Raw genomic sequence first — 13,656 nt, 5'->3', positions numbered from 1 at the left:
GGAGGCTCGGGGCATTGTGGTCGTAATGGGAGTTTCCGGTAACGACATCTCAGCTTTTCCCTATCGATGCACGCGTTCATCGATTTCGGCGAATGCAGGTGTGCTCAGATTGAAGGCTTGTGATCGCCGAATGACGGCTCCGACAAGCGCCGGGTATTCCGATCGGACACCGGCTGCAATATCGCGCTGCAAGGATGTTGTAGCATGAGCCGGGAATGTCGCCACGAAGGCCAAGGTCCTTTCGATACAGTCCGTGGGGAGGGCAATTCCAGTAGCTCTGGCAAGGGCTTCGACCTCGCGCATCGCCTTGAGAAGAAGTTCAGAAGCGCCGGGGTCCATCAAAATGCTGCCGGCCGCCAGCCCAGTTGCCGCTGCAACGCCGCCTAACGGAGCGGCGAGAAGGAACTTCTCCCACAGATGGATCCGGATATCCCTTGCGATGTCAATCTGAACGCCGCCTTTCTTCAACAATGAGGCGGTACGATCTGGTTCCAGAGCATCATCAGGAACAATCGATGGATGCATCAGTCCTAGTTTGATGGAGGGTTCGACGCCTGTGTGATACAAAACGCCATTCCGAATCTCGAAGAAACCGTGGACGCGTCCCGCAAGGATGGAGGCGTCAGGACACAGGACCGAAGCCAGATCCGGCGCGTCGATACCGTTCTGAAGCATCAGGATGCTGGCGTTGTGCGAGAGGCGCGGGGCGAGCCTGACCAGGGCTTCTTCCAAACCACAGGTCTTGGTGCACAGGATGGCCATATCGACTGGACTGGTGACTTCGTCCCAGCCCAGCGCATGTACCGACACAGTTCGTTCATCTCGACCGGATACTAGGCGAATGCCGTTGGTGCGGATTTCGGCCAAGCGTGAACCACGGGCCAGCAAGGCGGCCTCGCATTCGCGTGAGCTAAGTGCGGCGGCAAGGTGACTGCCGATCGCGCCCGCCCCGACAATGAGTACCGATGGATCGACGCTCCGCCGATGGTCGGGCAATGCCGGCCGGCCCCTCATAACCGGCCGGCGCATGCTCAATCCTTGACGAGGTCGAGCGCGATATCGACGATCATGTCTTCTTGTCCGCCAACCATCTTGCGACGGCCGACCTCTGCAAGGATGGCTCTCGTGTCGATTCCGTAGTCAGCGCTGGCCTTTTCAGCGTGGCGCAGGAACGAGGAATAGACCCCCGCATAGCCAAGGGTCAGTGTCTCGCGATCGACCTGGACGGGACGATCCTGCAGCGGCCGGACAAGGTCGTCGGCTGCATCCATCAGCGCGAACAGGTCACACCCGTGGTTCCACCCGTAGCGGTCGGCCGCGGCAATGAAGACTTCAAGCGGAGCATTGCCGGCACCGGCGCCCATGCCGGCAAGACTGGCATCGACACGCACAGCTCCATTCTGCACCGCAACGATCGAGTTCGCCACGCCCAGGCTCAGGTTGTGATGCGCGTGGACGCCTCGCTGGGTTTCAGGCTTGAGCACCCGATCATAAGCCTGGAGGCGGGCGGCATATTCGTCCATGTTCAAGGCGCCGCCGCTGTCGGTGACATAGACGCAATGCGCGCCGTAGCTTTCCATCAGCAAGGCTTGCTGGGCTAATGCTTCGGGGCTGGTCATATGGCTCATCATCAGGAAACCCGAAACGTCCATGCCGAGGTTTCGGGCAGCCTCAATGTGTTGTTTCGAGACGTCCGCTTCGGTGCAGTGAGTCGCGATTCGGACCGAGCGGACACCCATCTCGAAGGCATGCTTGAGGTCGTGGACCGTGCCGATGCCGGGCAGGAGCAGGGTCGTAAGGACCGAGCGCTCGAGAACTTCCGCTACCGCTCCGATCCAGTCCCAATCGGTATGTGCGCCAAAACCATAGTTGAAGCTCGAGCCTTGCAGTCCATCGCCATGGGCGACTTCGATGGCATCGATTCCGGCTTGATCGAGAGCCCTGGCGATCGCACGCACGTGATCGAGCCCGTACTGATGACGCACTGCGTGCATTCCGTCGCGAAGAGTGACGTCTTGAATGTAGATCTTGTCTTTCGTCGGATCGAAGGTCATGCATCCGCTCCTTCATGCATGCGAATTGCGATCTTCTCGGCGGTCCGCATGGCCGCCGATGTCATGATGTCGAGGTTTCCGGCATAGGCGGGAAGGTAATGCGCCGCGCCTTCGACCTCAAGGAACACGGTGACTTTCAAGCCGGTGAATTCACCGTCCATTTCCGGGATTCGCAGCGGACGGTTCGACCCGATGTGCTCGAACTGCACTGCCTGCTTGAGGCGGTAGCCGGGGACATAGCCTTGCACTTCGGCGATCATGTCATCGACCGATTTTCGTATGGCGTCCTGATCGGCCTCGTCGCACAGGCAATAGACGGTATCGCGCATGATCAGCGGCGGTTCGGCGGGGTTGAGAATGATGATGGCCTTGCCGCGTGTTGCGCCGCCGACGTCCATGATCGCTTGGCTGGTCGTCTCGGTGAACTCGTCGATGTTCGCCCGCGTCCCTGGCCCAGCACTTTTGCTGGCGATCGAAGCGACGATTTCGCCATAGTGGACCTTGGCGACTCTGTTCACCGCAGCGACGATGGGGATCGTTGCCTGACCGCCGCAGGTGACCATGTTGACGTTGCGGGCATCGAGGCAGGCATCGCCGTTGACTGGCGGAATCACATAAGGGCCAATCGCGGCGGGCGTGAGATCGACCATGCGCTTGCCCGCCGCCTGAACCAATTCGTTGTTACGCTTGTGCGCGCCAGCACTGGTCGCATCGAAAACGATCCCGATGTCCGCGAACTCAGGCATCCTGAGCAGTCCGTCAACCCCCTCGTGGGTGGTGGCGATGCCCATTCGTGCCGCGCGGGCCAAACCGTCGGATTGCGGGTCGATCCCGACCATGACTCCCATTTCCAGCACCTTTGAGAGGCGCATCACCTTGATCATCAGATCGGTGCCGATGTTTCCCGAACCGATAATAGCAACCTTGGTCTTGCCCATAGTCAGGCTCCTGCGAAAATGAAGGAACAGTCGCCGATCCCGGCGACCTCGGCATGAACGTGATCACCCGGTTTGAGTGTGACCATTGGCCCCAAGGCGCCGGCGAGGAGAATGTCTCCGGCCTTGAGCGGTTCGCCGCGCCCAGCCAGCGTCTGCGCTAGCCAGGCAGCAGCGTTGAGAGGGTTGCCGAGTGCCGCCGCGCCCACGCCGGTCGAGGCGACCTCGCCGTCGATCGTCATCGACATTGCCGCGCCTTCCAGGTCGAGCCCGGCCAGTGGCAGGCCCCCATCGGCCAGAACGAAAAAGGCAGAGGAGCCGTTGTCGGCGACGGTATCGGCAAAAGTGATCTTCCAGTCGGCGATGCGACTGTCGACTATCTCGATCGCGGCATGAACGCTGGCGACTGCTGCTGCAACTTCTTCAGGCGTGGTCTCGGTCGATCGCAGGTCGGCTCCGAGGATGAATGCTATTTCAGCTTCGGCCTTGGCTTGAAGGCAGCGGGCGGGATCAAGCCGGCCACCATCTGGAACGCGCATGTCACTGAACAATACGCCGAAATCGGGCTGGTCGACACCCAGTTGCTGCTGCACCGCCTTTGCGGTCAACCCGGCCTTGCGTCCGATGATCGTCCGGCCTTGTGCCTCCCAGAAACGAGTGTTGATTGTCTGCACGTCATAGGCGCCAGCAATATCGAGCGGGTCGAGATAGGCCCGTAGGGGTGCGATTGGTGGACCGGCATAGGCGTCTCGTAGCAAGCGAGCGGCAATTTTGTTGGTGCTGGACGGCATTTATTCGAATCCTCTCATTGAGCTTCCGATACTATGAGGCATGCGGGTGATCCCGGAATTCTCGAGGTAGGCGTGTTCCTACATCGTGGGAAGTTCGAGCGACGCAAGCTGTGCGCAGGCAAATGGACGAAGTCCCTGCAGATGTAATAGGTCTATTTTGCTTCGTTAATTCAACTGCGGGAACAAGCTGTATTCCCAACATATGGGACAAGATTGGGAAGCGGCGATTTGTTGTTGCCCATGGGCGAGCAGAAATGGCGTATGGCTGCGATTCTTGGCTTTGGTGGAGGGGAACGATGAAGATTGAGCTCGCGGACAGGGCCATTCTTATAACCGGCGCTGGACACGGACTGGGGCGGGCCTATGCGTTCGATGCGGCGCGGCGCGGTGCAAGTGTGCTGGTAAATGACATCGATGGCGCCGCTGCGCAGGCAGTTGTCGAAGATATTCGTACTTTTGGAGGTCGCGCGGAAGGCGACGTTCGGGCGGTCGGTACCTCTGAGGCGGGCGAAGCGGTTGTGGACGCTTGCCTTCGGGCGTTTGGCCGAGTCGACGGCCTGATCAACAATGCAGGGATATTCACCCCGGCCTTGCCTTGGGAGATGGCGCCCGAACGAGTGGAGGAAATCGTTCGCGTCAATTTGCTCGGAACAATTCATACCGGTGTAGCGGCACTGAAGGAAATGCGGCGCAATGGAGCAGGGGCGATCGTCAACATTGTGTCTGGTTCTATCTTCGGCCTCAGCGATTTCAGCATCTATGGCGCGACAAAGGGCGCGGTTTTGAGTCTGACCTATGCGTGGTCAAAAGCTGTCACAGGTACCGGAATCCATATCCACGGACTTTCGCCCCTGGCTATGACGGCAATGATGAAACAATCGGACACCGGTCCGTTCACCTTGATAACGCCGGCAGAGGTCGCGCCGCTTGCGTCTTACCTGCTGAGCGACAGGGCGCTTAGGCTCAACGGAATGATAGTTCGCTTGGCGGAGCGGCGCGTGCATTTGCTCAAACCGCCGGAGTACACGGCTGCGCTAGGCGAGCGGAACGAATGGGATTTCGATTCATTCGATTCGCTGTTGGATACGTACATGCAGGAGACCGCCGGATAGAATTCATTACGCGCCGCCGATGTAGCCGGAAGTCCCGGTGTAATAAGGGGGTGGCAGGCGCAACGCGGCAACACCGGAGTCCACCGCAAGAATCTGACCGGTAATATTGCGAGCGTCATCCCCGGCCAAAAAGGCGAAGGCTCCTGCAATCTCGTCTGCATCGATGGTCGTGCCCAACGGATGTTGGGCCTCTGCTGCAGCGCGGACGTTTTCATCGCTGCCGTAGACGGCGACAGTCATACCGGTCAGGACACGTCCCGGAGCCACTGCATTCACACGGATCTGGTGTGCGGCTAATTCTGCAGCTACCGATTGGGTCAAGGCAACGACAGCATGTTTGGCTGTTGTATAGGCGTGCGGTCCAAGGGGCGCCAGCCCGGCGACGCTCGTAGTCGAAAGGATAGTTCCACCGTGGCCAGTGGCAATCATGGCGCGGGCGGCATGCTTCATACCGAAGAAGACGCTGTCAAGCAGGATCGCGAAGGTGCGCGACCAGTCACCGGCATCCAACTCGGCAATAGACCCGACAGCGCCAACCTGGCCCGCATTGTTGATCATCACATCTAAACGACCATGCTCGTTGAGTGCGGCTTGAACCAGTGCTTCCACCTCGCATTCGCGGGTCACGTCGGCGGCGATGAAGCGCGCGCCCAGTTCATCGGCGAGGGCGGATCCTTTGGGTTCGTCGAAGTCACTGAGAATCAAGCGAGCGCCGTCCCGTGCGAAGCGTCGCGCTGTGGCGGAACCTATGCCGCCGGAAGCGCCCGTCAATATCACGATCCTGTCGGGGTTCCTGCTGGACATCCTGATTGCCTATCATTCGCTAGAGTAAATAGTTTCGGCCTGCGCCTGAAGAAGATGGCCGCCCTGGCCGTCACAGTGCGTCAGGCGGTGTGCTTCCCAGTCTGGTTCCGAGGCAATGGTCTCTACGCATCGTTTGGCGACTGATAAAGCTATCGTCGGCGCGGTTCTCCCACATGGCAGGAAATCACGGCGAAGCGGCTTTGACGAGACTCATCCGCAGTCATATCGCTTCGCTGTGTTTTGGGAGAGAAGGCCTGGTCGAACCGGGTCAGCGGCGCCTCCGAGCAATTTGCGGTTTGCACTAGTTCGATCGCTAGGTTGCGAAGTTTCGCCGTGAGGAGACTGGTAATGAAGATTCACAACCAGGCGCGGGAATTGCAATCAGGCGCGCCAATAGAAAGCAAAAAGCCGCTACCGCACTTGTCTCCGGCTTCAGCAATCTCCATGCTTATCGTTCTCACCTTGATTAATATTCTGAATTTTCTCGACCGACAATTGCCCTTTATTCTGGCTGAATCGATCAAGCGCGACCTTGATCTGTCCGATACCCAGTTGGGCTTGCTTGGAGGCCTTGCTTTTGCCCTTTGCTATTCGACATTGGCGCTTCCGTTGGGACGGTTGGCGGACCGCTGGTCGCCCAAGCTGGTGCTGGCGGGTTGTGTCTTGGTCTGGAGCGCCATGACCGCAGCTGGTGGGCTGGCTCGCAATTTTGGGCAACTGGTGACCGCCCGGTTTGGTGTGGCGGTAGGCGAAGCAGGCTGCATGCCGGCAGCCCATGCGCTCATTGCACAAGGCATTTCTCCGGCGCGGCGGGGCTTGGCGCTGGGGATCTTCTCCATGGGTGTTCCAATCGGAACGATGCTTGGTCTCGTCCTGGGAGGCTGGATCAATGACAATGCGGATTGGCGGACCGCATTGCTCGGCGCTGGCGCGGTAGGTTTTTTCTTCATCGTTCTGTTGCTATTTCTTGTGCCCGATGTTCGCGCTGTGAATGAAACCCGGGTACGTCAGCCCCTCAGTTCTGCATTGCGCCCTCTGTGGACGTCGCGTGCCTTTCGGACTCTGTTCGTTGGTACCTGTCTCATTGGCTCGAGCATCTACGCGACGCTCAGTTTTGCGGCTCCCTATTTCATTCGAATACATGGGTTGACAGCCACCGAGGCAGGTCTGGCGCTCGGACTTACGCAGGGAATTCTAGGCGTAATAGGCTCGATTGCGGGAGGGCGGATCTTCGACAGAGCCGCAATCGGGGGGCACAGGAATGCCCTGCTGGCTCCGGGTCTGGCCTTCCTGTTGGCGGCGCCTGCCGCAGCAATCGCATGGTTTGCTCCGGGAAAGGAAGTGGCGATCGTTTTTCTGGCACTGCCCCTCTTCGCCTATGTCTTTTATATACCGGCCGCCTTCGGCATGGCGCATGTTGTGGCAGGCAAGGGCAACGAGGCCGTGGCCTCAAGTGTCATTCTGATCGGTGTCGGCTTACTGGGTGCATCATTTGGGCCGCTGGTGGTCGGCATCTTGAGCGATGCGTTTGCACCGATTTTCGGCGTCGCCGGCTTGCGCTGGGCGTTGCTGTACGTTGCGCTCGCCAATCTGCTGGCTGGTATCGTTCTGTTGATTGCCAACCGGAGATTCGCCTCAGCTTAACTCGCCTGCCGCCGATCCGGTGGCCAGTCTGGCCAATGATCGGGGAAGCGCACGAAATTTGTCATTCGCAAAGGAGAAGGATTGTGTCCAAGCTGATCATCACCGTAGCGCCGACTGGCGGCATGGCCTCGAAGGAACAGAGTCCGCATCTTCCGACACAACCCGATGAGATCGCCGAATCGGTGTATCTGTCCCACAAGGAAGGTGCCGCAATCGCTGCGCTTCATGCCAGAAGGCCGGACGATCAGGCGACCTGCAATGCCGAGATATACCGGGCTATCAATGAACGCGTGAGGGCCAGATGCGATATCGTCATCAACAATTCGACGGGTGGAGGTTCCAGCGGCGACATGTTGGTGCCGCGTGAGGACGGTCTCTATGAATCGAATTTTGAGGAACGGTTGAAAGGCTGCGATGCGGGTGCCGAAATGGCAACCTTCGACGGCATGACATTCGTCGATGTCAATGGCGGCAAGGAGATACTCGTCATTACCCCTCCCAGCCGGTGCGAAACTCTCGTCAAGCGCATGGTGGAGCGCGGCATCAAACCGGAATGGGAAGTGTTTGCACCAAATCACATCCTCCAGGACGTGACCCGCCTCATCCAGAAAGGCTATGACAAGCCGCCCTATTATATCAACATGGTGCTGGGCGCTGATCGCGGTTTTCAGGGAGCGATGCCATATAGTCACGATATCCTGCGCGCCATGGTTGATGCGTTGCCGCCGCAATCGATCTTCTGCGTATCCGCGATTGGCCCTGCGCAGCTACCGGCGACTACCCAGGCCATGCTGCTTGGCGGGCATGTGAGGGTCGGACTGGAAGACAACCTGTATTACAGCCGCGGACAACTGGCGACGAACGAGCAGCTGGTTTCGCGAACGCGCCGGATCGCTACTGAACTTGGGCTGGAGATCGCCACCTCGGCGGAGGCGCGCTCGATACTGGGCCTGCCGGATATCACGTAGGCTGATGCAAGTGATCCGGTCCAAGACGCCTCCGGTCCAAGACGCCTCCGGTCCATGCCGGTTTGCTTGGTTCGCGTTATTGGCACCCGATTTCTAGCTGATCGGGTGCCCATGCCTTTGCCTTGCCGGTTTCAGGAAATACGGCAGGCGCGCAAGCGGTCTTCGATTGTCGCGGCAGTTTGACGCAATCCGGAAAGAATCTTTGGATCTTCGCAAGAGACATTTCGCCCTGCAGCTGAAATCGCAGCGACGGCCTTGCCGTTTGCATCGAGTATCGGGACTGCGACACAAAAGAGATCGTCGGCCACTTCACCCTGATCAAGGGCAAAACCCCGCGCCCGCGTTAACTCAAGATCGTCGCGAATTCGGTCGGGATCTGTAACAGTATTCCGGGTAAGCGCCACGAATTCGTCATTCTTGAAATATTCGGCCAACTCGTCGTCCTCAAGGCTGCCAAGAAGGACCTTGCCAATTCCTGTGCAATAGCCTTCCAATTGCATGCCTTCGCGGGTAAACAGGTCAGACCCTTCAGGTGCTTCCTTGATCAGGTAAGTCACCATAGCATCGTGCAAGACACCCAAATGCACGGTTCGATCGAGTTGGCGTGAAAGATTTTCAAGCAGCGGTCGGCTCAATGCCATAAACAGGCTGTCCAGATCACTTAGTCGCAAGGCTTTTGTCACTGCGATGCCGGCAGCGTAATTGCCTCGGCTTATTCTGCACAGCAGGTCCCGACTCTCAAATACCGATACAAAACGGTAAACAGTGGAATCCGGGATGCACAGTTCCGAAGCAATCTGGCGAAGCGGGCGGCCTGGATTTCTCAGAATATTGAGCCAAAGATCGAGAGCCTTGTCGAGCGAGGCAGCACCTGTTTTCCGCTCATCGGCTTCATACAATTCACTACTTGCCTCTGCGGCGCGTACCATGCGACATCCTCTTTCCTGATCAATCTCACTAGCGCGGTGGCCGAGCTCCGCGGTTATGTCTTCACGCCTTGGATACCATTTTCCCATGATATGGGCAATAGCTTGGTAGCGCACCTTGCGCGGTCCAACTTAGGCCAGTAATGAGATCGGCAAGCAAATTGCCAAGGTCAAGGTAGAGAGGATGAGGCTGAGTTCGGGCTGTCGGTGTTCGCCGGGCTGGTGGTCGCCCCTTCCAGATTATGGACCAAACTTGCAAGTTCTGCGGCGTTTTGTGCCGCAGAGTGCTGCGTCGAAGCAGTTCGAGCCTTGGTGCCGATCTGAGTCTTGAGAGGAAGAGATATGCCAGTAGAGAGAGGTGAATCTGGAAATTTCGTGAATGTTCAGGGCATGGACATTCATTACCACGAGGCGGGTACAGGCGAGGCTGTGATCTTTATTCACGGGTCCGGTCCCGGCGCGTCGGCGTGGAGCAATTTCCAGCGGAATCTGGGTCACTTCTCGCAAGGCTATCGTGCGATCGCGCTCGACCTTCCCAATTTCGGCAAGAGCACCAAGCTGTCCGTGCCGATCGACCGGGTCTGGGCCTATTATGCGAGTGTCGTTGCCGATTTCATGACCGCGCTGGGGATCGACAAGGCGCATCTTGTCGGGAACTCGCTTGGCGGCGGCATCTCGTTGAAGGTGGCGATGGACTATCCGGATCGGGTCGGAAGGCTTGTCCTCATGGGTTCGGCAGGTGGTGTGCCGATGTTCTCGGCGCTTCCATCCGAGGGGATGAAGCATCTTTTCGACTATTATGAAGCACCAGGCCCTTCGCCTGAGAAATTGCGCGCGTTTCTGAATGTCATGATCTACGATACCTCGGAGTTGACCGAGGAGCTGTTCGCGGAGCGATACGAAGCAAGCATCGATCCCGAAATCGTTGCCAACCCCCTCTTCACCCGCAGCCGCATGCCTTCGATTGATGTCCTTGTCGGCAATTTGCCGAAAGTGACCCACAGGACCCTGCTGATCTGGGGCCGCGATGATCGCACAGTGACCTTCGACAGCTCGCTGATTCTTCTGCGTATGCTCCCAGATGCCCGGATGCATGTGTTCAGTCAGTGCGGACACTGGGCGCAGTGGGAGAAGGCAGCCGAGTTCAATGTTCTCGTGAGCGGCTTCCTTGGGACGTCGGCTGACTGACTATGTCTGCGCGTCAGGTCATCGGTTTTATCGGCCTTGGTGAGCAAGGGGCGCCGCTTGCGCTTAACCTCATTGATGCTGGCTATGCGCTGGTAGTGTTTGATCTGCGCGCCGAAGCCGTGGGTCCTTTGATCCAGGCGGGCGCCAAGCTCGCTTCCTCGATCAAGGAAGTTGGCTCGCTCGTGGACATGGTCCTCGTCTGCGTGACCGATGACGCGCAACTCGATGCGGTGCTTGAGGGATCAGGCGGTCTCCTGGCAGCGATGCAGGCCGGCGGGACCGTCGTGATCTTGAGCACGGTTTCAACCGCACTTGTCGCCAAGGTTGGGGATCAGACTGGAAAGCGGGGGCTCAATTTGCTCGATGCGCCCCTCACCGGCGGACCGGTCGGTGCGCGCGAGAAGCGGGTGGTACACTTTGTTGGTGGCGAGGATGATACACTCGCCACCTGTCGCGCAGTCCTCGAAGTGTCGGCGCACAAGATCATCCATGCCGGCCCGCTTGGGGCGGGGACCAGAGCGAAGCTTGTCCATCAACTCGTCCTTATCGGGAATCTGGCGGTTGCTGAGGGGGGGTGGTCGCTCGGCCGTCGCGCGGGGCTCGATGATGGTGTGATCCGTGAAGTCCTGGGCGGTGGCATGGCGCAAAGCATCGTGGCTGAACGCCTGCCGGAGCTCGTGCCGACCGATCATATTACCGCGTTGTTTCGCAAGGATCTGTCGCTTTGTCAGCAAGTTGCGGATGAACTTGGGGTGGACATTCCCGGTTTAGATTTCGCCGCAGCCTATCTGGGTGAAACAATCTCTGGGTCTGACTGAAGAGGTTGGAGATTGTTGAGAGGGATCAATTTTTGGAGATGAGATAAGCGCTATTGTGAGTGTAACTCACAAAGCTGAATTTTAAAAAGCTGTCTCTGCCATACGTCTGAGTTATCATAAGGGAGGTTTTCATGAATACGTTAAGGAAGAACAAGAAGATTGTATTTGCGTTACTTGCCGGCTCGTCGCTCCTTTCGTGGAATGGGGTCGCGTACGCAGCTGAGCAACAGGCTGAAAGTCAATCTGAAAGTGTCCAGGAGGGTGGCCTCAGCGATATCATTGTCACTGCAACCCGGCGTGAAGAGCGCCTACAGGACATTCCCGTGGCAGTGACCGCGGTGACGGGTGATACGTTGGCGAATAGTGGCATCAGCGATGTACGCGAAGTCATGTTCGCAGTGCCCGGCTTCACCGGCGGGCGCAATTTCGGGGTTCTCCAACCTTCGATCCGCGGGGTGGGTTCGAGCGGCAATTCGCCGGGCGACGAAGCGAACGTCGCCCTCTATGTCGATGGCATCTACCAGCCCCATGCCAACGGGAACATTGTGGACTTCGGTGAAGTCGAGCGCATCGAAGTGCTGAGGGGACCGCAAGGTACGCTGTTTGGCCGGAACGCAACGGGCGGGCTCGTCAATGTCATTACGCCTGATCCAAAGTTCACTAGCGAAGTGAAAATATCAGGTCAGTACAGCCATTTCGACGATGCAAACGAATTCAAGCTTCGTGGTTACGTCACGGCTCCAATCTCGAGTAGCGTTGCAGCAAATCTTTCGGTCGCCTATTCGCACAGCGAAGACTACATCGAAAACCTCACTAACGGCAGCAAATTTGGTGGGGCCGAAGGCTTCAATATACGCGGTAAGGTGCTCTTCGAGCCTTCGAGTACGTCCGAAATCATTGTGATGGCGGGCTATGCGGACCAGCAAGGCGGAAATGGTAATGTGATCGCGCCCCTTAATGGCAACACATTCGGCAATACTGTTGCAGGCAATATACTTCCGACCCGGCCGAACGAGGTCGCATTGACCATCACGCCGGATATCAGGATCCGGCAGTTTACCGCGTCCCTTCGCACCAAGTTCGATTTTGGACCGCTGGCGCTTGAGACGAGCACCGGTTATCTGAAGGACAGGGTGGAGCAAACTTCGGATACCGACGCTTCACCTATTCTGATTTTACAGAATAATATCGATATTCGTACCGAGGCGTTCAATCATGAAATGCGCTTTCTCTCCCAGACAGACGGAAAATTGAAGTGGAAGGTTGGCGCCTATTTCTATGACCTGAAGGCTCGCCTTGAAGAGCTCAACATTGTCAGCGGCATCGCACCCGACTATACGACGTCGCGAACGAATAGCTTGACTCCGGACGTAGCGGTCAACTCGCAAGCCGTATTCGGGGAGCTGACCTACGAAATCGTCCCGGGCCTGAATTTGATCGGCGGCGCTCGATATACCGGCGAAAAGCGGCGATTCACGCAGTATTTGAACGGAAACGTGCTTATTCCCGAGCGTAGACATTCATCGGAGAGGCTGACCTATCGTCTGACTGGTCAATATCAGTTCACCGATAATGCACAGGTCTACGTAACCTACAGCACAGGGTTCAAGAGCGGCGTGTTCAATGCTTACGGGACGAGCTTGGCGGAAACCGCCCCGACGCGTCCTGAGACGATCGATGCGATCGAGGTGGGTCTGAAGGCTGATCCGCTGCCCTGGCTGCGGACCAATATCTCGTTCTTCGATTACAGCTACAAGGACCTGCAGGTCGTCGCACGCGATACGAACAACATCAATGCTGCGTCCTACATCTTGATCAACGCCGGCAGGGCAAAGATCAGGGGCGTGGATATCGAAGTGCAGGCTGCGCTGGGCAGGGAATTTCGCTTGTCCGCAGCTGGGAACATCCTTGATGCCACGTACAAGAATTTCCCCAACGCCCAGGTCTTTTTTCCGGTGCCCGGCCCGACGGCCGGCAGTCCGGCTCGCGGCAATACTGCGGCGACCGTTGACGTCAGTGGAAACAATATGGTTCGAGCCCCGGATTATACCTTCACAATCTCAGGAGATTGGTCGCATGAAACCGACAGCGGCACTTTCGGCGCTAACGTATCGCTCTTTGGCAGCGGCCGGGTCTACTACGACTTCAACAATCGGCTTTCCCAGGATCCCTATGTGCGGTTGAATGGTCAGGTTTCCTGGACCACACCGGACGAGAAGCTGCGTTTCCGTATCTTCGGCACCAATCTGCTGAACAAGACAATCATTCAGCAGGCATCGGAAACGCCGTTAACCGATCAGGTGACCTATGAACGTCCGCGAGAGATCGGCGTCGGCGTGGATATGAAATTCTGAGGTCGTCTCGGCGTTTCTCTTGTTGATAATGGGGCCAAGGGACCGCTACGGCGAGTGGCGGT

General features: G+C 57.8%; 12 protein-coding genes. 6 read left to right on the top strand and 6 right to left on the bottom strand.

Annotated features, from left to right (window positions below):
* Window positions 1–60 precede the first annotated feature (60 nt).
* The 4 genes from BHQ40_RS18565 to BHQ40_RS18550 are packed head-to-tail and all read right to left on the bottom strand — an operon-like array spanning window position 61 to window position 3,780.
* Entirely contained in the window at window positions 61–996 is a 936-nt protein-coding gene (locus BHQ40_RS18565) for a ketopantoate reductase family protein (RefSeq protein WP_171905896.1), read from the bottom strand.
* A gap of 35 nt (window positions 997–1,031) precedes the next feature.
* Window positions 1,032–2,054, bottom strand: coding sequence for a 4-hydroxy-2-oxovalerate aldolase (gene dmpG / locus BHQ40_RS18560; protein WP_070157274.1), 1,023 nt, complete (start codon window positions 2,052–2,054; stop codon window positions 1,032–1,034).
* On the bottom strand, window positions 2,051–2,992 hold the full coding sequence (locus BHQ40_RS18555) for an acetaldehyde dehydrogenase (acetylating) (RefSeq protein WP_070157271.1): 942 nt from the start codon (window positions 2,990–2,992) through the stop codon (window positions 2,051–2,053). The genes dmpG and BHQ40_RS18555 overlap by 4 nt, the downstream gene beginning before the upstream one ends.
* A 2-nt stretch (window positions 2,993–2,994) precedes the next feature.
* On the bottom strand, window positions 2,995–3,780 hold the full coding sequence (locus tag BHQ40_RS18550; protein WP_070157268.1) for a 2-keto-4-pentenoate hydratase: 786 nt from the start codon (window positions 3,778–3,780) through the stop codon (window positions 2,995–2,997).
* Between the two features lie 296 nt (window positions 3,781–4,076).
* Between BHQ40_RS18550 and BHQ40_RS18545 the strand changes: the two genes are divergently transcribed.
* The gene (locus tag BHQ40_RS18545; RefSeq protein ID WP_070157265.1) at window positions 4,077–4,892 is read left to right on the top strand and encodes an SDR family NAD(P)-dependent oxidoreductase; all 816 of its coding nucleotides are present in this window, start codon (window positions 4,077–4,079) and stop codon (window positions 4,890–4,892) included.
* 6 nt (window positions 4,893–4,898) lie between these two features.
* On the opposite strand, the gene BHQ40_RS18540 is transcribed toward BHQ40_RS18545, so the two are convergent.
* Window positions 4,899–5,669 carry an SDR family oxidoreductase gene (locus BHQ40_RS18540; RefSeq protein WP_253183412.1) on the bottom strand — a complete coding sequence of 257 codons (771 nt, stop codon included), beginning with the start codon at window positions 5,667–5,669 and terminating at the stop codon, window positions 4,899–4,901.
* 375 nt (window positions 5,670–6,044) lie between these two features.
* Here BHQ40_RS18540 and BHQ40_RS18535 point away from each other — a divergent pair, with 375 nt between their 5' ends.
* Window positions 6,045–7,340: a spinster family MFS transporter gene (locus BHQ40_RS18535; protein WP_253183411.1), complete on the top strand. Its 1,296-nt coding sequence runs from the start codon at window positions 6,045–6,047 to the stop codon at window positions 7,338–7,340.
* Window positions 7,341–7,423: 83 nt separating this feature from the next.
* Complete coding sequence (locus BHQ40_RS18530) at window positions 7,424–8,308, top strand: beta-keto acid cleavage family enzyme (protein WP_253183410.1); 885 nt, start codon at window positions 7,424–7,426, stop codon at window positions 8,306–8,308.
* A 131-nt stretch (window positions 8,309–8,439) separates the two neighbouring features.
* Here the strand turns inward: BHQ40_RS18530 and BHQ40_RS18525 are convergent, their stop codons facing one another.
* Entirely contained in the window at window positions 8,440–9,237 is a 798-nt protein-coding gene (locus BHQ40_RS18525; protein ID WP_070157256.1) for an IclR family transcriptional regulator, read from the bottom strand.
* 387 nt (window positions 9,238–9,624) lie between these two features.
* On the opposite strand from BHQ40_RS18525, the gene BHQ40_RS18520 reads away from it, so the two are divergent.
* The 3 genes from BHQ40_RS18520 (at window position 9,625) to BHQ40_RS18510 (ending at window position 13,594) form a co-directional block, all read left to right on the top strand.
* The gene (locus BHQ40_RS18520; protein WP_216094903.1) at window positions 9,625–10,422 is read left to right on the top strand and encodes an alpha/beta fold hydrolase; all 798 of its coding nucleotides are present in this window, start codon (window positions 9,625–9,627) and stop codon (window positions 10,420–10,422) included.
* Window positions 10,423–10,424: 2 nt separating this feature from the next.
* A complete protein-coding gene (locus BHQ40_RS18515; RefSeq protein ID WP_070157252.1) occupies window positions 10,425–11,240 on the top strand; it encodes an NAD(P)-dependent oxidoreductase in 816 nt (271 codons plus the stop codon).
* Between the two features lie 131 nt (window positions 11,241–11,371).
* The gene (locus BHQ40_RS18510) at window positions 11,372–13,594 is read left to right on the top strand and encodes a TonB-dependent receptor (protein ID WP_070157250.1); all 2,223 of its coding nucleotides are present in this window, start codon (window positions 11,372–11,374) and stop codon (window positions 13,592–13,594) included.
* Window positions 13,595–13,656: the final 62 nt, after the last annotated feature.

The sequence above is a fragment of the Sphingobium phenoxybenzoativorans genome (genome assembly GCF_001757355.1).
Classification (GTDB): domain Bacteria; phylum Pseudomonadota; class Alphaproteobacteria; order Sphingomonadales; family Sphingomonadaceae; genus Sphingobium; species Sphingobium phenoxybenzoativorans.
Note: the sequence above shows the minus strand (reverse complement) of the source record. Positions and strands in the feature narration are given on the sequence as shown.